The following is an 18068-nucleotide window of genomic DNA, read 5'->3' on the forward strand; positions in this document are numbered from 1 at the left end:
CCGATGAAAGCCCACGCAACCGCTTATGGCCAGCGCCTGCTGCGCGGCCAGGTGCCGTCCTACGAACGCCTGCGGGCGCGCCTGGCCGGGGACGGCAACGAGCCCAGCGACCAGCCGCGCGCCCTGCACTGCGGCTGGGGCCGGCTGCTGATCGGTCACACCTGGCCGGAGCCCGCGCAACTGGCCGCCGCGCTGCTGGAGGAACGTCCCGGCGAGCGGGACATCGCCCTCTATGTCGCGGCGCCGCAGCAGGTGCTGGCCCATGCGCCGCAGCAACTATTCCTCGACCCCTCCGACACCCTGCGCCTGTGGTTCAGCGACTACCGCCCGGCCAGCCGGGTGTTTCGCGGTTTTCGCATCCGCCGCGCGCAGAGCGACGAGGACTGGCAGGCGATCAATAACCTGTACCAGGGCCGCGGCATGCTCCCGGTCAACACCACCCTGCTCACCCCGCGCCATCTGGGCGGACCGGTGTACTGGCTGGCCGAGGACGAGACCAGCGGTGCGGTGATCGGCAGCGTCATGGGCCTCAATCACCTCAAGGCCTTCGACGACCCGGAACTGGGCAGCAGCCTCTGGTGCCTGGCCGTGGACCCGAATACCACGCGGCCGGGCGTCGGCGAGGTGCTGGTACGGCACTTGATCGAGCACTTCATGAGTCGCGGGCTCAGCCACCTCGATCTCTCGGTGCTGCATGACAACCGCCAGGCCAAGCGTCTCTACGCCAAGCTGGGCTTTCGCAACCTGCCGACCTTCGCGGTCAAGCGCAAGAACGGCATCAACCAGCCGCTGTTCCTCGGCCCGGGTCCGGAGGCCGGGCTCAATCCCTATGCGCGGATCATCGTCGAGGAAGCCTACCGTCGCGGCATCGACGTCCAGGTGGACGACGCCGACGCCGGGCTGTTCACCCTCAGCCATGGCGGGCGGCGGGTACGCTGCCGCGAGTCGCTGAGCGACCTGACCACGGCGGTGAGCATGACCCTGTGCCAGGACAAGCAACTGACCCACCGCACCCTCGCCGCCGCCGGCCTGAAACTGCCAGCGCAGCGACTGGCCGGCGATGCCGACGCCAACCTGGCGTTCCTCCAGGAACATGGCGCGCTGGTGGTCAAGCCGGTGGATGGCGAACAGGGCAACGGGGTAGCGGTCAACCTCACCAGCCTCGACGAACTCGACGCGGCCATCGAAACGGCGCGCCGCTTCGACAGCCGGGTCCTGCTGGAGAGCTTCCACGAAGGCCTCGACCTGCGCATCGTGGTGATCGGCTTCGAAGTCGTCGCCGCGGCGATCCGCCATCCGGCACAGGTGATCGGTGACGGCCTGCACAGCATCGACCAGTTGATCGAGGCGCAAAGTCGCCGGCGCCAGGCCGCCAGTGGCGGAGAGAGTCGCATCCCGCGGGACGAGGAAACCCTGCGCACGCTGCGCGCCGCCGGTTTCGACTACGCCAGCGTGCTGCCGACCGGGCAGCGCCTGGCCGTGCGCCGCACCGCCAACCTGCACACCGGCGGCTGCCTGGAAGACGTCACCGCGCGCCTGCACCCGGCGCTGGCCGAGGCCGCGGTGCAGGCAGCCCGCGCCCTGGATATCCCGGTGGTCGGCCTGGACCTGATGGTTCGCGCCGCCGAGCAGCCGGAGTACGTGTTCATCGAAGCCAATGAACGGGTCGGCCTGGCCAACCACGAGCCGCAACCCGTCGCCGAACGCTTCGTCGACCTGCTGTTCCCGCACAGCCAGCCGACGCAATGACTCAAGGAGTGCCTATGTCCGCCCCACTACCCGAACCGGACCTGAACTACCTGCAGAAAGTCCTTCTGGAAATGCTGGCGATCCCCAGCCCCACCGGGTTTACCGACACCATCGTGCGCTACGTCGCCGAACGCCTGGAGGAGTTGGGGATTCCCTTCGAACTGACCCGCCGCGGCACCATTCGCGCCACCCTCAAGGGCCACAGGAACTCCCCCGACCGCGCCGTCTCAGCGCACCTCGACACCATCGGCGCCAGCGTGCGCGCGCTGCAGGACAACGGTCGTCTCGGCCTCGCCGCGGTGGGCTGCTGGTCGAGCCGCTTCGCCGAGGGCAGCCGGGTCAGCGTGTTCACCGACAGCGGCGTGCTGCGCGGCAGTGTGTTGCCGCTGATGGCCAGCGGTCATGCCTTCAACACCGCCATCGACCAGATGCCGGTGAGCTGGGAGCACATCGAAGTGCGCCTGGACGCCTACTGCGCGACCCGCGCCGACTGCGAATCGCTGGGTATCAACATCGGTGACTTCGTCGCCTTCGATCCGCTGCCGGAATTCACCGAAAGCGGCCATATCAGCGCCCGCCACCTGGATGACAAGGCCGGGGTCGCGGCACTGCTGGCGGCGCTCAAGGCCATCGTCGAGAGCGGCCAGCAACCGCAGATCGACTGCCATCCGCTGTTCACCATCACCGAGGAAACCGGCTCCGGTGCCGCGGGCGCCCTGCCCTGGGATGTCAGCGAATTCGTCGGTATCGATATCGCCCCGGTCGCGCCCGGACAGCAGTCCAGCGAACATGCGGTGAGCGTGGCGATGCAGGATTCGTCGGGGCCTTATGACTACCATCTGTCGCGGCATCTGCTGCACCTGGCCAATCAACACCACCTGCCGGTACGTCGCGACCTGTTCCGCTATTACTTCAGCGACGCGCACTCGGCGATCACCGCTGGGCACGACATTCGTACCGCATTGCTGGCCTTCGGTTGCGATGCGACCCATGGCTACGAACGGACCCATATCGACAGCCTGGCGGCCTTGAGTCGTCTGCTTGGCGCCTATCTGTTGAGTCCGCCGGTGTTCGCCACCGATTCGCATCCGGCGGGGAGTTCGCTGGAGCGCTTCAGCCATCAGCTGGAGCATGACGCGCAGATGGAGAGCGACACCCGGGTGCCGACGGTGGATGAGGTGCTTGGGCAGAGGAATTAGGTGGATTCGGGGCCTGCTGTGCAGGCCTTCGCGGTGGTTCGTCACACGACAAGCCCCGCTCCTACGTGACGCAAACCCCGTAGGAGCGTGGCTTGTCGTGTGACGAACCACCGCGAAGGGCCGCAGAGCGGCCCCATTTGGCGTAGCATATCGCCAGTTCATTCCCAGCAAGGCCCCACCATGCTCATCCCCTACGACCAGCTCGAAGCCGAAACCCTCACCCGCCTGATCGAGGACTTCGTCACCCGCGACGGCACCGACAACGGCGACGACACCCCGCTGGAAACCCGGGTGCTGCGGGTGCGCCAGGCGTTGGCCAAAGGCCAGGCCTTCATTCTCTTCGACATGGACAGCCAGCAATGCCAGCTGCTGCCCAAACACGATGTACCGAAGGAACTGTTCGACTGATCAGCCGGCCTTCTGCTTGCCCAGCTCCTCCACCAGCCGCTGGTAGATCTCCGCGCGATGGATTTCCACGTTGCGCGGTGCGCTGATGCCGAAGCGCACGGTGCCACCGTCCACGGCGATGACCTTGAGCTTGATGTCGTTGCCGATGTTGATGACCTCGCCAATCTCGCGTCCTATGACCAACATTCCCGAATCCTCCATTTCAAGATGAATTCGGAGACTGGTCTTCGGTGTAGTCCGCTTCAATACTCTGACTGGCTAAAAGAGTTGACCTACAACAGTAACGGAATATGCCTACCGAAAAGTCCTACAAATTCAGCTCGCGCTGTGTAACCGCGGGCCCAGCAGGATGACCGTCGCCCCTGCCACGCACAGCGCCGCGCCGAGCCAGTCGCTGCTCAGCGGCCGGCCTTTCTCGACGAACGCCAGCCACAGCAGCGAGGTGACGATGTAGATCCCGCCGTAGGCGGCATAGGCCCGTCCGGCGTAAGCCGCCTCGACACGGGTCAGGAGCAGGGCGAACAGGGTCAGGCTGAGCAGCGCCGGGGCGATCCACCAGGCGCTCTTGTCCAGGCGCAACCACAGGTAGAAGGCGTAGCAGCCGGCGATTTCGAAGACCGCGGCGAGGAAGAACAGCAGGTAATTGGTCACAGGTATCCCCGGTGCTGGCAAAAGCGCCAAGGATACCTGATGGATAGACTCAGGATTGGCCCGGACGGGCCTTGGCACGCATCTTTTCCGCCATGCTCGCCATCTCGTCGTAGAGCGCCTGCGGGTCGTGCTGCTTGAGATGCCAGGCCAGGCGCCCCTGCTCATGGGGCAGGATCATGAATTGGCCGCGGGCGACCTGCTGCCAGATGTACTCGGCGATATCCGCGGCGCTGATCGGCGAGCTTTCCAGGAGCTTGCCGACCTGGGCCTTCATCGCCGGGGTCGGACCGCGGAACGAGTCCAGCAGATTGGTCTGGAAGAAGGATGGGCAGACCACATGCACGCCGATGTCCAGTTGCCGCAGTTCCACCAGCAGGCTCTCGGACAACGCCACCACACCGGCCTTGGCCACGTTGTAGTTGCTCATCGCCGGGCCCTGCATCAGCGCGGCCATGGAGGCGATATTGATGATCCTGCCCTTGCTCTGTTCCAGCAGCGGCAGGAAGGCCTTGCAGCCCTTGACCACACCCATCAGGTTGATCGCGATCTGCCAGTCCCAGTCCTCCAGCGACAGTTCGGCGAAGAAGCCACCGGAGGCCACGCCGGCGTTGTTGACGATCACATCGATGCCGCCGAACTGCGTTTCGCAGGCCTGGGCCAGGGCGACCAGTTGGCTGTAGTCGCGCACGTCGCAGCGCTGGATGAAACCGCTGCCGCCGGCTTCGCGGACCATGGCCAGGGTCTGCTTGAGGCCCTCCTCGCCGACATCGCTCAATGCCAGTCGCCAGCCCTCGCAGGCCCAGCGCAGCGCGATCTCGCGCCCCAGTCCGGAGCCTGCGCCGGTGATCATCATGCGGTTCTGCATAGTACAGCTGCCTTGTGTGCTTTGGGTCGGTGAGGGGCAGTGTAGCGAAGGGTGCGGCCAGTCTGGACCGCTATCAGGTTGCTGAATGGCGGGGGCAAAACGCGGGACGGTGCGGGGGGCTGCGCGAGGCCGATTAAACTTTCTCCGTCCGCCAGCAGTCGCAACTACAAGCGGACCTGAACAGCAGGTCTGCCCATCCGACCGAAACCAGAGGAATCCGTCATGGGCACAATCCTGATCATCATCCTGATCCTGCTGCTGATCGGGGGTCTCCCGGTCTTCCCGCACTCCCGGAGCTGGGGCTACGGGCCGTCCGGGGTCATAGGCACGGTGTTGATCGTCCTGCTGATACTGCTGTTGCTCGGCTATATATGACCCGTGCCTGAAACACGGGCAAAAAAAAGACGGCCCCGCGAGGGCCGTCTTTTTCATTGTCGCCAAGGATCAGTGGGAAACCGCGCCACTGGCACCCAGGCCGGTCTGCGAACGGACGAACTGCGGGAAGAACAGCGCGCGTTCTTCGTCAGCCGCCTTGGACTTGTCGGTGATCGAGAAGAACCAGATACCGACGAAGGCAATCAGCATCGAGAACAGCGCCGGGTACTCGTACGGGTAGATCGGCTTCTCGTGATGCAGGATCTGCACCCAGATGGTCGGGCCGAGGACCATCAGGGCCACGGCACTGATCAGGCCCATCCAGCCGCCGATCATGGCACCACGGGTGGTCAGCTTCTTCCAGTACATCGAGAGCAGCAGTACCGGGAAGTTGCAGCTCGCCGCGATGGAGAACGCCAGGCCGACCATGAACGCGATGTTCTGGCTTTCGAAGAGGATGCCCAGGCCGATGGCGAGGACCGCCAGGGCGATGGTGGTGATCTTCGAAACGCGGATCTCTTCCTTGTCGTTGACCTTGCCCTTGCGCCAGACGCTGGCGTACAGGTCATGGGAAACCGCCGAGGCACCGGCCAGGGTCAGACCGGCAACCACCGCGAGGATGGTGGCGAAGGCCACTGCCGAGATGAAGCCGAGGAAGATGCTGCCGCCCACCGCGTCGGCCAGGTGCACCGCCGCCATGTTGTTGCCGCCGATCAGGGCGCCGGCGGCGTCCTTGAAGGTCGGGTTGGTGCTGACCAGCAGGATCGCGCCGAAGCCGATGATGAAGGTCAGGATGTAGAAGTAACCGATGAAACCGGTGGCGTAGAACACCGACTTGCGGGCTTCCTTGGCGTCGCTCACGGTGAAGAAGCGCATCAGGATGTGCGGCAGGCCGGCGGTACCGAACATCAGCGCCAGACCCAGGGAGAAGGCCGAGACCGGGTCTTTCACCAGGCCGCCGGGGCTCATGATCGCCTCGCCTTTCGGGTGCACGGCGATGGCTTGCGAGAACAGCTGGCTGAAGTCGAAGTTGACGTGCTTCATCACCATCAGCGCCATGAAGCTGGCACCGGAGAGCAGCAGCACCGCCTTGATGATCTGTACCCAGGTGGTCGCCAGCATGCCGCCGAACAGCACGTACATGCACATCAGGATGCCGACCAGGATCACCGCGATGTGGTAGTCCAGACCGAACAGCAGCTGGATCAGCTTGCCGGCGCCGACCATCTGCGCGATCAGGTAGAAGGCCACCACCACCAGCGAACCGGAGGCCGACAGGGTACGGATTTCCTTCTGCCCGAGGCGGTACGAGGCCACGTCGGCGAAGGTGTATTTACCCAGGTTGCGCAGGCGTTCGGCGATCAGGAAGAGAATGATCGGCCAGCCGACGAGGAAGCCGATCGAGTAGATCAGGCCGTCGTAGCCGGAGGTGAACACCAGGGCGGAAATCCCCAGGAAGGACGCCGCGGACATGTAGTCGCCAGCGATCGCCAGGCCGTTCTGGAAGCCAGTGATCTTACCGCCGGCGGCGTAGTAGTCGGACGCCGAGTTGTTTTTCTTGGAGGCCCAGTAGGTGATGCACAGGGTGGCACCGACGAAGGCGACGAACATCAGGATCGCCGCGACGTTCAACGGTTGCTTCTGCACCTCGCCGGTGAGGGCGTCGGCGGCCCAGACGGCGGGTGCGAACGCGCCGATGGCCAGGGTTGCCAATACACGCCGGATCATTGCTGAGCCTCCTTGAGGATTGCGTTGTTCAGCTCGTCGAACTCGCCGTTGGCACGACGCACGTAGACGCCGGTGAGCACGAAAGCCGAGAGGATCAGGCCCACGCCGAGGGGAATACCCCAGGTGATCGACGAGTCGGGACTGATCTTCGATCCGAGAATCTGGGGACCGTAGGCAATCAGCAGGATGAAAGCAGAGTAAAGGCCGAGCATGATCACCGAGAGAATCCAGGCGAAGCGCTCGCGTTTTGACACCAGCTCCTTGAACCGCGGGCTGTTTTGTATCGAGAGGTAAATGCTGTCGTTCATTGTTTTTGTCCTCGCAGCACAGATTAGGTAGAACCCGTCACCACTTTATGCTGCCCATGGACGCGCTCCAGACGACCTTAGTCTTAGATGTAACAGTCTCTTGCGAATCCGGTAACAACCCATGAACGACAAGGCCGCCCACCGGAAAATCCGGGGGCGGCCCTGGGAGGCTCGGAATAGAGGCATCAAGCCATTATTTGCCGGTCCACTCGGCCACGCGCTCGGGATGCTTGGCGACCCAGTCCTTGGCGGCCGCGTCGGGCTTGGCGCCCTCTTGAATGGCCAACATGACCTCGCCGATTTCGTCCTTCGACTGCCAGGAGAACTTCTTCAGGAACTCGGCGACTTCCGGCGCCTTGCCCGCCAGTTCCTTGCTGCCGATGCTGTTCACGGTCTCGGCGGCGCCATACACGCCTTTCGGGTCTTCGAGGAAACGCAGTTTCCACTTGGCGAACATCCAGTGCGGCACCCAGCCGGTCACCGCGATGTCCTGTTTCTTGTCGTAGGCACGCCCCAGTTCAGCGGTCATCGCCGCGCCGGAGCTGGCCTGCAGTTTGTAGCCGGTGAGCTCGTAGTCCTTGATCGCCTGATCGGTCTTGAGCATCACCCCGGAGCCGGCATCGATGCCGACGATCTTCTTCTTGAAGCCTTCCTCGGTCTTGAGGTCGGCCACCGACTGCGCCTTGACGTATTCCGGGACGATCAGGCCGATCTTGGCGTCCTTGAAGTTGGGGCCGTAGTCGACCACGTTGTCCTTGTTCTTGGTCCAGTACTCACCGTGAGTGACCGGCAGCCAGGCGGAGAGCATGGCGTCGAGTTTGCCGGTGGCGACCCCCTGCCACATGATGCCGGTGGCCACCGGCATGAGTTTCACGTCATAACCCAGCTTCTGTTTGATGACCTCGGCGGCCACATGGGTGGTCGCCACACTGTCGGACCAGCCATCCACATAACCGATGCTCACTTCCTTGGCCATCGCCTGAGCGGCGCTGAAGGCCAATGCCAGGGCGGTGGTCGCCCCCAGGAGTCGTCGCATTTTCATCAAAGCTTCCCCTTGTCACTTCACGGATAGAGTCGAGCGCCCGACGCAGATCGGGCTACGTCTTGTTCTGGTGCACGGCGCCCCCTTCACGCCTCAAAGCCTGGACCAGGACCGCATCAGCGGAGTACTGATGGCGTCCATCATCAACCCCGGCTCGCGAGGAACCTGCTCTGTCAGCGACCTCGAAACATCGAGAAACGACACCATATGGCCAGCACTTGCCCGGTACACGGGGCCCTCCGGCAAACCCGCCCGAACTTTGCATGCCGAAGGAAAATCCGCGGGAGTTTGCAGGTAGTATTGGCGGCTTTGTCGCCTCACCGGATCGCTCCATGTCTTCGACCGCCCGCTCTGCGCTGCCGCCTTACCTGTTCGCCTGCCTGCTCGCCCTGTTCGCCCTCGGCGGGCTCTGGTACGGGCTCGGCAAGCCGGTGCTGCTGCCCGATGCCGCCAGCGCCACGCACAAACTGCAGTGCGCGTCCTACACCCCGTTCGACAAGGACCAGTCGCCCTTCGACCAGCCCTTCACCCTGCGTCCGGAACGCATCGATGCCGACCTCGCGCTGCTGTCGAAACGCTTCGAGTGCATCCGCACCTATTCCATGACCGGTCTCGAGGAGATCCCGGCCATCGCCCGCAAGTACGGGCTGAAGGTGATGCTGGGGGCCTGGGTCAACGGCAATCCGCTGGATACCGAGAAGGAGATCGTCGCCCTGATCGCCTCGGCCAACGCCAACCCGGACGTGGTCCGCGCGGTGATCGTCGGCAACGAGACGCTGCTGCGCAAGGAAATCACCGGCGATCGTCTGGCCGAGCTCATCGGCCGGGTGAAAAGCCAGGTGCAGGTGCCGGTGACCTACGCCGATGTCTGGGAATTCTGGCTGCAGCACCCGCAGATCGCCCCGGCGGTGGATTTCCTGACCATTCACCTGCTGCCCTACTGGGAGGACGATCCGCGCGGCATCGACGATGCCCTTGCCCACGTCGGCGAGATCCGCCAGGTATTCGGCAACAAATTCGCACCGAAGGACATCCTCATCGGCGAGACCGGCTGGCCCAGCGAGGGCCGCCAGCGCGAAACCGCCCTGCCCAGCCGGGTCAACGAGGCGCGTTTCATTCGCGGTTTCGTCGCCATGGCCGAGCAGAACGGCTGGCACTACAACCTGATCGAAGCGTTCGACCAGCCCTGGAAACGCGCCAGCGAAGGCGCGGTGGGCGGCTACTGGGGGCTGTACGACGCCGACCGCCAGGACAAGGGCGTGCTCGAAGGGCCGGTGAGCAACCTGGCGTACTGGCCACAGTGGCTGGCGGCCGGGGTGGCGCTGTTCATCGGCGTACTGGTGCTGGCCGGGCCGGTGCGGGGGACGCGCAATGCCCTGGCCCTGCCGCTGCTGGCGGCGATCGGCGCGGCGAGTCTCGGCTTGTGGGGCGAGCTGGCGCGGACCAACAGCCGCTTCATGGGCGAATGGCTGTGGGTGCTGTTGCTGGCGGGGCTGAACCTGCTGGTGCTGGCCCATGGCGCGCTGGCCCTGGCGTACCGCGAGGGCTGGCGCCAGCGGGCGTTCGCCTGGCTGGAAGCGCGGGCCGGATGGTGGGTCGTGGCGGCGGGATTCGCCGCGGCGGTGAGCACGCTGGCGCTGGTGTTCGATCCGCGTTATCGCAGTTTCCCGAGTGCCGCGTTCGTGCTGCCGGCGCTGGTGTACTTGCTGCGGCCGGTGCGGGTGCCGCGGGCGGAGGTGGCGTTGCTGACCTTCATCGTCGGCGCGGGGGTTGCGCCGCAGTTGTACCGGGAAGGGCTGGAAAGCCAGCAGGCCTGGATCTGGGCGGTGGTCAGCGTCGGGATGGCTGTCGCTTTGTGGAGATGCCTGCGGGTCCGGCAGTGAATGGTTTTGGGGCCGCTATGCGGCCCTTCGCGGGCAAGCCACGCTCCTACGGATAACGCGCGATGCCTCTGTAGGAGCTGGCTTGCCTGCGAAGGCCTGCAAAGCAGGCCCAAAGCCTGATTACCGAGTCTTCCTGACCAACCTCAACCCCGCCAGCACCACCGCGAACACCGCGATGCTCGCGGTATACAAGACCAACGCCGGAATCCCCGCCACCAGTGCCGCCACCGCCAGCCACCAGCCCGGCCGCCGCGGCACGAAGCTGGCAATCACCGCCAGCCCCAGGGCAATCCAGGCCAGGATGCGGAAATGAATGGTCAGCCCCAGCACCGACCGCACCTGGCATTCCCAGGCCTGCACCGGTGCCGAACAGATCCCCACCCACTGCGGGTCCTCCATGAAGCCGTAACGCACCCCATAGCTGGCAGCCAGCCACAGCGGCAGGAACAGCAACAAAGCGATAAATGGCAAACGCAATGACATGGAGTACTCCAGAAACAGAAAAATCGGCGCCCAGCATAATCCCCCAGAGCGTCTACGCAAGGCGAAAGCGCCCGCCTCGGCTATTTTTACCGTCAAGGGAAATGCAACCTGTTGTTGCCGCGACCAAGCCCGGCGCGGCAACATCCGGGGCAACAAAGACAGTGGCACTTGGCAACTTCTTTCGTCACACAAGTGTCCTAGGGTGCAACGAGTTTTTTGTCTTTTCCGGGGATCCGTCATGTTTCGACCACTGCGCCTCGCTGCCTGGCTGGGCGGCCTACTGTTGAGCGCGTCCGCGATGGCGGCGGACATCGATGCCGCCACCTACGGCTATCCACTGACCAACCCCTTCGAGGCGACCATCGCCACCACGCCGCCGGACCTTCGTCCCGAGCTGCCCACGGACGATGACATCACCCAGAACGACTACGCCCTGAACCTGCGCCCCGAGCGCGCCTTCACCCTGCCGGACAACTTCTGGCCGGTGAAAAAGCTGACCTACCGCCTGGCCCGCCAGGACCACGAAGCGCCGCTGATCTTCCTCATCGCCGGCACCGGCGCGCCGTTCAACGCCAGCATCAACGAATACCTCAAGCGCCTCTACTACAAGGCCGGCTTCCATGTGGTGCAGCTGTCCTCGCCGACCAGCTACGACTTCATGAGCGCCGCTTCGCGCTTCGCCACGCCGGGCGTCAGCAGCGAGGACGCCGAGGACCTGTACCGGGTCATGCAGGGCGTGCGCGCGCAGCACCCGCGCCTGCCGGTCAAGGAGTTCTACCTCAGCGGCTACAGCCTCGGCGCCCTCGACGCGGCGTTCGTCGCCCACCTCGACGAGACCCGGCGCAGCTTCAACTTCAAGCGCGTGCTGCTGCTCAACCCGCCGGTGAACCTGTACACGTCGGTCAGCAACCTCGATCGCCTGGTACAGACCGAGGTCAAGGGCGTCACCAGCCACACCAACTTCTATGAGCTGGTCCTCAACAAGCTGACCCGCTACTTCCAGCAGAAGGGTTACATCGACCTCAACGACGCCCTGCTCTACGACTTCCAGCAGTCGCGCCAGCACCTGTCCAACGAACAGATGGCCATGCTGATCGGCAGCTCGTTCCGCTTTTCCGCCGCCGATATCGCCTTCACTTCGGACCTGATCAACCGCCGCGGCCTGATCATCCCGCCGAAATTCCCGATCACCGAGGGCAGCAGCCTGACGCCGTTCTTCAAGCGTGCGCTGCAGTGCGACTTCGACTGCTACCTGACCGAGCAGGTGATCCCCATGTGGCGCGCCCGCACCGACGGCGGCAGCCTGCTGCAACTGATCGACCAGGTCAGCCTCTACGCCCTGCAGGACTATCTCAGCAAGTCGCCGAAGATCGCCGTGATGCACAACGCCGACGACCTGATCCTCGGCCCCGGCGACATCGGTTTCCTGCGCAAGACCTTCGGCGACCGGCTGACCCTGTACCCCCATGGCGGCCATTGCGGCAACCTCAATTACCGCGTCAACAGCGACGCCATGCTGGAGTTCTTCCGTGGTTAAACGTCTGTTGATCACCGCCCTGCTGCTGTCCGCCGCACCGGCCTTCGCCGACGAGCCCGCGCCGACGGCCAGCGCCCTCGACACCGACGGTTTCACCGAACCGCTCAAGGAACTGAAATTCAATCCCGGCCTGGATCAGCGCGAGTTCGAGCGCGCCACCCTGAACGCCCTGGAGGTGTATGACCCACTGGAGTCGTGGAACCGTCGTGTCTATCACTTCAACTACCGCTTCGACCAATGGGTGTTCCTGCCGGTGGTCAACGGCTACCGCTACGTCACCCCGGAAATCCTGCGCAGCGGCGTGAGCAATTTCTTCAGCAACATCGGCGACGTGCCCAACCTGCTCAACAGCCTGTTGCAGTTCAAGGGCAAGCGTTCCATGGAAATCACCGGTCGCCTGCTGCTCAACACCACCATCGGCGTGTTCGGCCTGTGGGACCCGGCGGCGAAGATGGGCCTGCCCAAGCAGAGCGAGGACTTCGGCCAGACCCTGGGCGTCTGGGGAGTACCGGGTGGTCCGTACCTGATGCTGCCGATCCTCGGTCCGTCGAACCTGCGTGACACCGGTGGCCTGGTGGTGGACTACAGCGCGGAAAACCAGATCAACTTCCTCAATGTCGCGCAAGTCAGCAGCGACCATCCGGAGCTGTGGGTGCTGCGCAGCATCGACAAGCGCTACACCACCAACTTCCGCTACGGGCAGATGAACTCGCCGTTCGAGTACGAGAAGGTGCGCTACGTCTATACCGAGTCGCGCAAACTGCAGATCGCCGAATGACCTGATCGAAAGAGCGACGCGGCCCTCTGTAGGAGCTGGCTTGCCTGCGAAGGACCGCAGCGCGGTCCCAGACCTCACCGCTATCGGGGACCGCTTCGCAGTCCTTCGCAGTGGTTCGTCACACGACAAGCCAGCTCCTACAGAGGGCTGCCGTGCCCCCCCGGCAGGCCGAGGAAGCTGCGCAGTTGGGCACTCTTGGCCAGGGCATCACGGCGGCCAAGCTCGATCAGTTCGCTGCAATACCCCGCCTCGAACAGCAGATAGCTGAGCACCCCCGCCCCGCTTGTCTTGGTCGCCCCCGGCCCGCGCAGGAACAGGCGCAATGCCGCCGGCAACTCACGCCGGTGGCGCGCGGCGATTTCATCCAGCGGCTGGCTCGGCGCGACTACCAGCACCTCCACCGGCGCCAGGCCGAGGCGCTGAGGATGAGTCTGCGCCGGCAGCAGATGACTCAGGTGATTGAGGCGCTGGAGCAGTTCGAGGTCGTCTTCCAGGCTGTCGATGAAGGTGCTGTTGAGCAGATGTCCGCCGATCTGCGCCAGGCTCGGCGGCTGGCCGCTGTAGACCCGCGCCTGCGGCATGCTGTCCGAAGGGCCGCGCGGGTTGCCGCTGACCCCCACCACGAGGATGCGGTTGGCGCCCAGGTGCAGCGCCGGACTGATCGGCGCCGACTGACGCACCGCACCGTCGCCGTAGTATTCGTGGCCGAGCTTGATCGGCGCGAACAGCAGCGGAATCGCCGAACTGGCCAGCAGGTGCTCGATGCTCAGGCGCGTCGGCAGGCCAATGCGCCGATGACGCAGCCAGGGATCGATGGCGCCACGGCCCTGATAGAAGGTCACCGCCTGGCCGGATTCGTAGCCGAACGCGGTCACCGCTACCGCGCGCAGGTGGCGCTGCTCGATGGCCTGGCCGATGCCACCGAGATCCAGATGCTCGGTGAGCAGGCCACGCAAGGGCGAGCTGTCCAGCAGCGCCACCGGTACCTGCCGGCCCAGGCCGAGCAGGCTGTGGCCGACGAAACGGCTGGCCTGGCGCACGACCCCGGGCCAGTCGCTGCGCAGCACCTGGTGGCTGCGGAAACCCTGCCAGAAACTAGTCAGGCGCCGGATCGCCTCGGCGAAATGCAGGGCACCGCTGGCCAGGGTGACCGCGTTGATCGCTCCGGCCGACGTGCCGACGATCACCGGAAAGGGGTTGGCCGCACCTTGCGGCAGCAGGTCGGCGATACCCGCCAGGACCCCGACCTGATAGGCGGCACGGGCACCGCCTCCGGAAAGGATCAGGCCGGTGACCGGTTCTGCTGCTGCCATGCGCGTACTCCCTGGAATGAAGATGATTACCGCGTGTACAGCTTCGGTTCTCCGGGCGGACGCGACTTGAAGCGCCGGTGCGCCCACAGGTACTGCTCGGGGCATTCGCGCAGCGCCTGCTCGATCCACTGATTGATGCGCAGGCAGTCGGCTTCCTCGGTTTCCCCCGGGAAGTCCTGCAGCGGCGGATGGATCACCAGGCGATAACCACTGCCGTCGGCCAGGCGCTCCTGGGTGAAGGGAATCACCCGCGCCTTGCCCAGGCGGGCGAATTTGGTGGTGGCGGTGACCGTCGCCGCCTGGATGCCGAACAGCGGCACGAACAGGCTCTGCTTGGCGCCGTAGTCCTGATCCGGCGCATACCAGATGGCGCGCCCGGCACGCAGCAGCTTGAGCATGCCGCGCACGTCCTCGCGCTCCACCGCCAGCGAATCGAGGTTGTGGCGCTCGCGACCGCGGCGCTGAACCCAGTCGAACAACGCGTTCTTGTGCTCGCGGTACATGCCGTCGATGGTGTGTTCCTGGCCGAGCAGCGCGGCACCGATCTCCAGTGTGGTGAAGTGCAGGGCCATCAAGATGGCACCCTGGCCATCACGTTGCGCCGCCTGCAGGTGCTCCAGTCCTTCGATGTGCGCCAGGCGCGCCAGGCGGGCCTTGGGCCACCACCAGCTCATGGCCATTTCGAAGAAGGCAATGCCGGTGGAAGCGAAGTTTTCCTTGAGCAGGCGGGTCCGCTCGACGGACGGCAGTTCGGGGAAACACAGTTCCAGGTTGCGCGCCGCGATCGCCCTGCGGGCTCCAGCCACGCGGTACATCAGCGCACCGAGGACACGGCCGAGCCCCAGCAAAACCGGGTACGGCAGCTGCACGATCAGCCAGAGCAGGCCGAGCCCCAGCCACAGCGGCCAGAAACGCGGGTGCAGGAAATAAGGACGAAAACGCGGGCGATCCATTCAAGATTCCGGAAAGAAAAAGGCCGGGCATTCTACAACGGTTCGGCGCGGGTTGCGGCTAACCGGCGTTCTCGTTATAAGTCTGGGCACTTTTCGCAACAAAGCCGCCTCGACCCAGACCATGAGCCAAAGCCAGACGCCAGACCAAGCCCCCGTGTTCCAGCTCAAGGGCAGCATGCTCGCCATCACCGTGCTGGAGCTTGCCCGGAACGATCTCGAAGGACTCGACAGGCAACTGGCGGCCAAGGTGGCCCAGGCGCCGAACTTCTTCAGCAACACGCCTCTGGTGCTGGCGCTGGACAAGCTGCCGGTCGGCGAAGGCTCGGTCGATCTGCCGGGCATGATGCGTGTCTGCCGCCAGCACGGCCTGCGCACCCTGGCGATCCGCGCCAGCCGCATCGAGGACATCGCCGCCGCCATCGCCATCGACCTGCCGGTGCTGCCCCCATCCGGCGCCCGCGAGCGGCCGGTGGACCCGGTGGAAATCGAGCCGGTGAAAAAGCCCGAACCCGCCCCCGCGCCACCGCCTCCGCCGCCTGAGCCAACGGTGCGGCCAACGAAGATCATCACCTCGCCTGTGCGTGGCGGCCAACAGATCTATGCTCAAGGTGGCGATCTGGTAGTAGTGTCCGCGGTCAGTCCGGGCGCGGAACTTCTCGCCGATGGCAATATCCATGTGTACGGGCCAATGCGCGGACGCGCCCTCGCCGGCATAAAAGGCAATACCAGGGCGCGGATCTTCTGCCAGCAGATGACCGCCGAACTGGTGTCGATCGCCGGGCAGTACAAGGTCTCCGAAGACCTGCGCCGCGATCCGCTGTGGGGTGCCGGGGTGCAGGTCAGCCTGTCCGGTGACGTGTTGAACATCACCCGCCTTTAACGGATACTGCCGCCATTTTCCGCGCAACTTAGTCAGTTAGTTGCCGTTTTTTGCATTTTTGGGACCACGCGTCCATTTTCATCATTTTTAGGGGTGATACACCTTGGCCAAGATTCTCGTGGTTACTTCCGGCAAGGGTGGTGTGGGCAAGACCACCACCAGTGCCGCCATCGGTACCGGACTCGCGCTGCGCGGGCACAAGACTGTCATCGTCGACTTCGACGTCGGCCTGCGTAACCTCGACCTGATCATGGGCTGCGAACGCCGCGTGGTGTACGACTTCGTCAACGTGGTCAACAACGAAGCTAACCTGCAGCAGGCCCTGATCAAGGACAAGCGCCTGGAGAACCTGTACGTGCTGGCCGCCAGCCAGACCCGCGACAAGGACGCCCTGACCCAGGAAGGCGTCGAGCGCGTGCTGATGGAACTGAAGAAAGACTTCGAATTCGTGGTCTGCGACTCCCCGGCCGGTATCGAGAAAGGCGCGCACCTGGCGATGTACTTCGCCGACGAAGCCATCGTCGTGACCAACCCGGAAGTCTCCTCGGTTCGCGACTCCGACCGCATGCTCGGCCTGCTGGCCAGCAAGTCGCGCCGCGCCGAGCAGAACGAAGACCCGATCAAGGAACACCTGCTGATCACCCGTTACCACCCCGAGCGCGTAAGCAAGGGCGAGATGCTCGGCGTCGACGACGTCAAGGAAATCCTCTCGATCGCGCTGCTGGGTGTCATTCCCGAATCCCAGGCGGTACTCAAGGCTTCCAACCAGGGCGTTCCGGTCATCCTCGACGACCAGAGCGATGCCGGCCAGGCGTACAGCGACACCGTCGACCGCCTGCTGGGCAAGACCGTGGACCTGCGGTTCATCGACGCACAGAAGAAGGGATTCTTCGAGCGCCTGTTTGGAGGCAATTGACCCATGAACCTTTTTGACTTCTTTCGTGCCAGCAAAAAACAGAGTTCCGCGTCGGTTGCGAAAGAGCGTCTACAGATCATCGTGGCGCACGAGCGCGGACAACGCAGCACCCCGGACTACCTGCCGGCCCTGCAGCAGGAGCTGCTGGAAGTGATCCGCAAGTACGTCAACATCGGCAACGATGACGTGCAGGTGGCGCTGGAGAACCAGGGCAGTTGCTCGATTCTCGAACTCAACATCACCCTGCCCGACCGCTGATCGGCGTCTTCGGGTAACCGCCACGGCGACGGCCGGGCCCAGGCTGCAAAGCTTCGGGTTCGACCGTCGCCGTTGGCATTTCAAGAGAACACGCAATGCCGCTGTCCAACGTTCACATCCTGCACGAGGATGACGCCATCCTGGTGGTCAACAAACCGACCCTGCTGCTCTCCGTGCCCGGCCGGGCCGAAGACAACAAGGACTGTCTGATCACCCGCCTGCAGGAAAACGGCTATCCCGATGCCCTGATCGTCCATCGCCTGGACTGGGAAACCTCGGGGATCATTCTTCTCGCCCGCAATGCCGACAGCCACCGAGAACTGTCGCGGCAGTTCCACGACCGCGAGACCGAGAAGGCCTACACCGCGCTGTGCTGGGGCCAACCGACGCTCGACAGCGGCAGCATCGACCTGCCCCTGCGCTACGACCCGCCGACCAAGCCGCGGCATGTGGTCGATCACGAACAGGGCAAGCATGCGCTGACCTTCTGGCGCATCGTCGAGCGCTGCGGCGATCACTGCCGTGTCGAGCTGACGCCGATCACCGGGCGCTCGCACCAGTTGCGCGTGCACATGCTGTCGATCGGGCACCCGCTGCTGGGGGATCGGCTATACGCCAATCCGGAGGCGCTGGCAGCCCATGAGCGGCTGTGCCTGCATGCCTCGATGCTGAGCTTCACCCATCCGGTGACGGGCGAGCGCCTGAAGTTCGAGTGCCCGGCGCCGTTCTGATCCGGAACCGT

Annotated in this window: 20 protein-coding genes; 11 read left to right on the top strand and 9 right to left on the bottom strand. The window is 64.5% G+C overall.

What is annotated here, in order from left to right; genetic code table 11:
- The first annotated feature begins 3 nt into the window (after positions 1 to 3).
- The 3 genes from ngg to CHB99_RS18430 all read left to right on the top strand — a co-directional run bounded on the left by ngg (position 4) and on the right by CHB99_RS18430 (position 3356).
- Complete coding sequence (gene ngg, locus CHB99_RS18420; protein WP_042127958.1) at positions 4 to 1749, top strand: N-acetylglutaminylglutamine synthetase; 1746 nt, start codon at positions 4 to 6, stop codon at positions 1747 to 1749.
- A 14-nt stretch (positions 1750 to 1763) separates the two neighbouring features.
- Positions 1764 to 2948, top strand: coding sequence for an osmoprotectant NAGGN system M42 family peptidase (locus tag CHB99_RS18425; RefSeq protein WP_042127956.1), 1185 nt, complete (start codon positions 1764 to 1766; stop codon positions 2946 to 2948).
- Positions 2949 to 3128: 180 nt separating this feature from the next.
- Positions 3129 to 3356, top strand: a complete 228-nt coding sequence (locus CHB99_RS18430; protein WP_042127954.1) for a YheU family protein — start codon at positions 3129 to 3131, stop codon at positions 3354 to 3356.
- Here CHB99_RS18430 and csrA read toward each other — a convergent pair whose 3' ends face one another.
- From csrA to CHB99_RS18445, 3 genes are all read right to left on the bottom strand, one after another.
- On the bottom strand, positions 3357 to 3542 hold the full coding sequence (gene csrA / locus CHB99_RS18435; protein ID WP_042127953.1) for a carbon storage regulator CsrA: 186 nt from the start codon (positions 3540 to 3542) through the stop codon (positions 3357 to 3359).
- 129 nt (positions 3543 to 3671) lie between these two features.
- Entirely contained in the window at positions 3672 to 4007 is a 336-nt protein-coding gene (locus CHB99_RS18440; protein ID WP_042127951.1) for a YnfA family protein, read from the bottom strand.
- 49 nt (positions 4008 to 4056) lie between these two features.
- Positions 4057 to 4872: an SDR family oxidoreductase gene (locus CHB99_RS18445; protein WP_042127949.1), complete on the bottom strand. Its 816-nt coding sequence runs from the start codon at positions 4870 to 4872 to the stop codon at positions 4057 to 4059.
- Between the two features lie 222 nt (positions 4873 to 5094).
- Here CHB99_RS18445 and CHB99_RS18450 point away from each other — a divergent pair, with 222 nt between their 5' ends.
- A complete protein-coding gene (locus tag CHB99_RS18450; protein WP_009407510.1) occupies positions 5095 to 5247 on the top strand; it encodes a DUF3309 family protein in 153 nt (50 codons plus the stop codon).
- Between the two features lie 69 nt (positions 5248 to 5316).
- Here CHB99_RS18450 and CHB99_RS18455 read toward each other — a convergent pair whose 3' ends face one another.
- The 3 genes from CHB99_RS18455 to CHB99_RS18465 all read right to left on the bottom strand — a co-directional run bounded on the left by CHB99_RS18455 (position 5317) and on the right by CHB99_RS18465 (position 8325).
- Positions 5317 to 6975: a cation acetate symporter gene (locus tag CHB99_RS18455; protein ID WP_042127946.1), complete on the bottom strand. Its 1659-nt coding sequence runs from the start codon at positions 6973 to 6975 to the stop codon at positions 5317 to 5319.
- Positions 6972 to 7283, bottom strand: a complete 312-nt coding sequence (locus tag CHB99_RS18460) for a DUF485 domain-containing protein (protein ID WP_042127944.1) — start codon at positions 7281 to 7283, stop codon at positions 6972 to 6974. The genes CHB99_RS18455 and CHB99_RS18460 overlap by 4 nt, the downstream gene beginning before the upstream one ends.
- A gap of 193 nt (positions 7284 to 7476) precedes the next feature.
- Entirely contained in the window at positions 7477 to 8325 is an 849-nt protein-coding gene (locus CHB99_RS18465; RefSeq protein WP_042127942.1) for a glycine betaine ABC transporter substrate-binding protein, read from the bottom strand.
- Positions 8326 to 8657: 332 nt separating this feature from the next.
- Between CHB99_RS18465 and CHB99_RS18470 the strand changes: the two genes are divergently transcribed.
- On the top strand, positions 8658 to 10208 hold the full coding sequence (locus tag CHB99_RS18470; RefSeq protein WP_042127941.1) for a glycoside hydrolase family 17 protein: 1551 nt from the start codon (positions 8658 to 8660) through the stop codon (positions 10206 to 10208).
- A gap of 120 nt (positions 10209 to 10328) precedes the next feature.
- Here the strand turns inward: CHB99_RS18470 and CHB99_RS18475 are convergent, their stop codons facing one another.
- Positions 10329 to 10691 (bottom strand): hypothetical protein, encoded by a 363-nt coding sequence (locus CHB99_RS18475; RefSeq protein ID WP_042127939.1) that lies wholly within the window; start codon positions 10689 to 10691, stop codon positions 10329 to 10331.
- A 238-nt stretch (positions 10692 to 10929) separates the two neighbouring features.
- Here CHB99_RS18475 and CHB99_RS18480 point away from each other — a divergent pair, with 238 nt between their 5' ends.
- Both CHB99_RS18480 and CHB99_RS18485 read left to right on the top strand, forming a co-directional pair.
- A complete protein-coding gene (locus CHB99_RS18480) occupies positions 10930 to 12228 on the top strand; it encodes a serine/threonine protein kinase (RefSeq protein ID WP_042127937.1) in 1299 nt (432 codons plus the stop codon).
- On the top strand, positions 12221 to 13006 hold the full coding sequence (locus CHB99_RS18485; protein ID WP_042127935.1) for an MlaA family lipoprotein: 786 nt from the start codon (positions 12221 to 12223) through the stop codon (positions 13004 to 13006). The genes CHB99_RS18480 and CHB99_RS18485 overlap by 8 nt, the downstream gene beginning before the upstream one ends.
- 137 nt (positions 13007 to 13143) lie before the next feature.
- Here CHB99_RS18485 and CHB99_RS18490 read toward each other — a convergent pair whose 3' ends face one another.
- Together CHB99_RS18490 and CHB99_RS18495 are read right to left on the bottom strand one after the other, a co-directional pair.
- Positions 13144 to 14319, bottom strand: a complete 1176-nt coding sequence (locus CHB99_RS18490) for a patatin-like phospholipase family protein (RefSeq protein WP_042127933.1) — start codon at positions 14317 to 14319, stop codon at positions 13144 to 13146.
- A 26-nt stretch (positions 14320 to 14345) separates the two neighbouring features.
- On the bottom strand, positions 14346 to 15272 hold the full coding sequence (locus CHB99_RS18495; RefSeq protein ID WP_042127931.1) for a lipid A biosynthesis lauroyl acyltransferase: 927 nt from the start codon (positions 15270 to 15272) through the stop codon (positions 14346 to 14348).
- A 121-nt stretch (positions 15273 to 15393) separates the two neighbouring features.
- Between CHB99_RS18495 and minC the strand changes: the two genes are divergently transcribed.
- From minC to CHB99_RS18515, 4 genes are all read left to right on the top strand, one after another.
- Positions 15394 to 16152, top strand: a complete 759-nt coding sequence (gene minC, locus CHB99_RS18500; protein ID WP_042127929.1) for a septum site-determining protein MinC — start codon at positions 15394 to 15396, stop codon at positions 16150 to 16152.
- A 103-nt stretch (positions 16153 to 16255) separates the two neighbouring features.
- Positions 16256 to 17068, top strand: a complete 813-nt coding sequence (gene minD, locus CHB99_RS18505) for a septum site-determining protein MinD (RefSeq protein ID WP_042127926.1) — start codon at positions 16256 to 16258, stop codon at positions 17066 to 17068.
- A 3-nt stretch (positions 17069 to 17071) separates the two neighbouring features.
- Positions 17072 to 17326 carry a cell division topological specificity factor MinE gene (minE, locus tag CHB99_RS18510; RefSeq protein WP_042127924.1) on the top strand — a complete coding sequence of 85 codons (255 nt, stop codon included), beginning with the start codon at positions 17072 to 17074 and terminating at the stop codon, positions 17324 to 17326.
- A gap of 95 nt (positions 17327 to 17421) precedes the next feature.
- Complete coding sequence (locus tag CHB99_RS18515; protein ID WP_042127922.1) at positions 17422 to 18057, top strand: RluA family pseudouridine synthase; 636 nt, start codon at positions 17422 to 17424, stop codon at positions 18055 to 18057.
- The last annotated feature ends 11 nt before the right edge of the window (positions 18058 to 18068 follow it).

The organism is Pseudomonas japonica, assembly GCF_900188455.1.
In the GTDB taxonomy this organism is placed as follows: Bacteria; Pseudomonadota; Gammaproteobacteria; order Pseudomonadales; family Pseudomonadaceae; genus Aquipseudomonas; species Aquipseudomonas japonica.

Bases quoted from the DNA above. Each gene is read 5' to 3' on its own strand.
- ngg (WP_042127958.1), top strand. From the start codon at position 4: ATGAAAGCCCACGCAACCGCTTATGGCCAGCGCCTGCTGCGCGGCCAG.
- CHB99_RS18425 (WP_042127956.1), top strand. From the start codon at position 1,764: ATGTCCGCCCCACTACCCGAACCGGACCTGAACTACCTGCAGAAAGTC.
- CHB99_RS18430 (WP_042127954.1), top strand. From the start codon at position 3,129: ATGCTCATCCCCTACGACCAGCTCGAAGCCGAAACCCTCACCCGCCTG.
- csrA (WP_042127953.1), bottom strand. From the start codon at position 3,542: ATGTTGGTCATAGGACGCGAGATTGGCGAGGTCATCAACATCGGCAAC.
- CHB99_RS18445 (WP_042127949.1), bottom strand. From the start codon at position 4,872: ATGCAGAACCGCATGATGATCACCGGCGCAGGCTCCGGACTGGGGCGC.
- CHB99_RS18450 (WP_009407510.1), top strand. From the start codon at position 5,095: ATGGGCACAATCCTGATCATCATCCTGATCCTGCTGCTGATCGGGGGT.
- CHB99_RS18455 (WP_042127946.1), bottom strand. From the start codon at position 6,975: ATGATCCGGCGTGTATTGGCAACCCTGGCCATCGGCGCGTTCGCACCC.
- CHB99_RS18460 (WP_042127944.1), bottom strand. From the start codon at position 7,283: ATGAACGACAGCATTTACCTCTCGATACAAAACAGCCCGCGGTTCAAG.
- CHB99_RS18465 (WP_042127942.1), bottom strand. From the start codon at position 8,325: ATGAAAATGCGACGACTCCTGGGGGCGACCACCGCCCTGGCATTGGCC.
- CHB99_RS18470 (WP_042127941.1), top strand. From the start codon at position 8,658: ATGTCTTCGACCGCCCGCTCTGCGCTGCCGCCTTACCTGTTCGCCTGC.
- CHB99_RS18475 (WP_042127939.1), bottom strand. From the start codon at position 10,691: ATGTCATTGCGTTTGCCATTTATCGCTTTGTTGCTGTTCCTGCCGCTG.
- CHB99_RS18480 (WP_042127937.1), top strand. From the start codon at position 10,930: ATGTTTCGACCACTGCGCCTCGCTGCCTGGCTGGGCGGCCTACTGTTG.
- CHB99_RS18490 (WP_042127933.1), bottom strand. From the start codon at position 14,319: ATGGCAGCAGCAGAACCGGTCACCGGCCTGATCCTTTCCGGAGGCGGT.
- CHB99_RS18495 (WP_042127931.1), bottom strand. From the start codon at position 15,272: ATGGATCGCCCGCGTTTTCGTCCTTATTTCCTGCACCCGCGTTTCTGG.
- minC (WP_042127929.1), top strand. From the start codon at position 15,394: ATGAGCCAAAGCCAGACGCCAGACCAAGCCCCCGTGTTCCAGCTCAAG.
- minE (WP_042127924.1), top strand. From the start codon at position 17,072: ATGAACCTTTTTGACTTCTTTCGTGCCAGCAAAAAACAGAGTTCCGCG.
- CHB99_RS18515 (WP_042127922.1), top strand. From the start codon at position 17,422: ATGCCGCTGTCCAACGTTCACATCCTGCACGAGGATGACGCCATCCTG.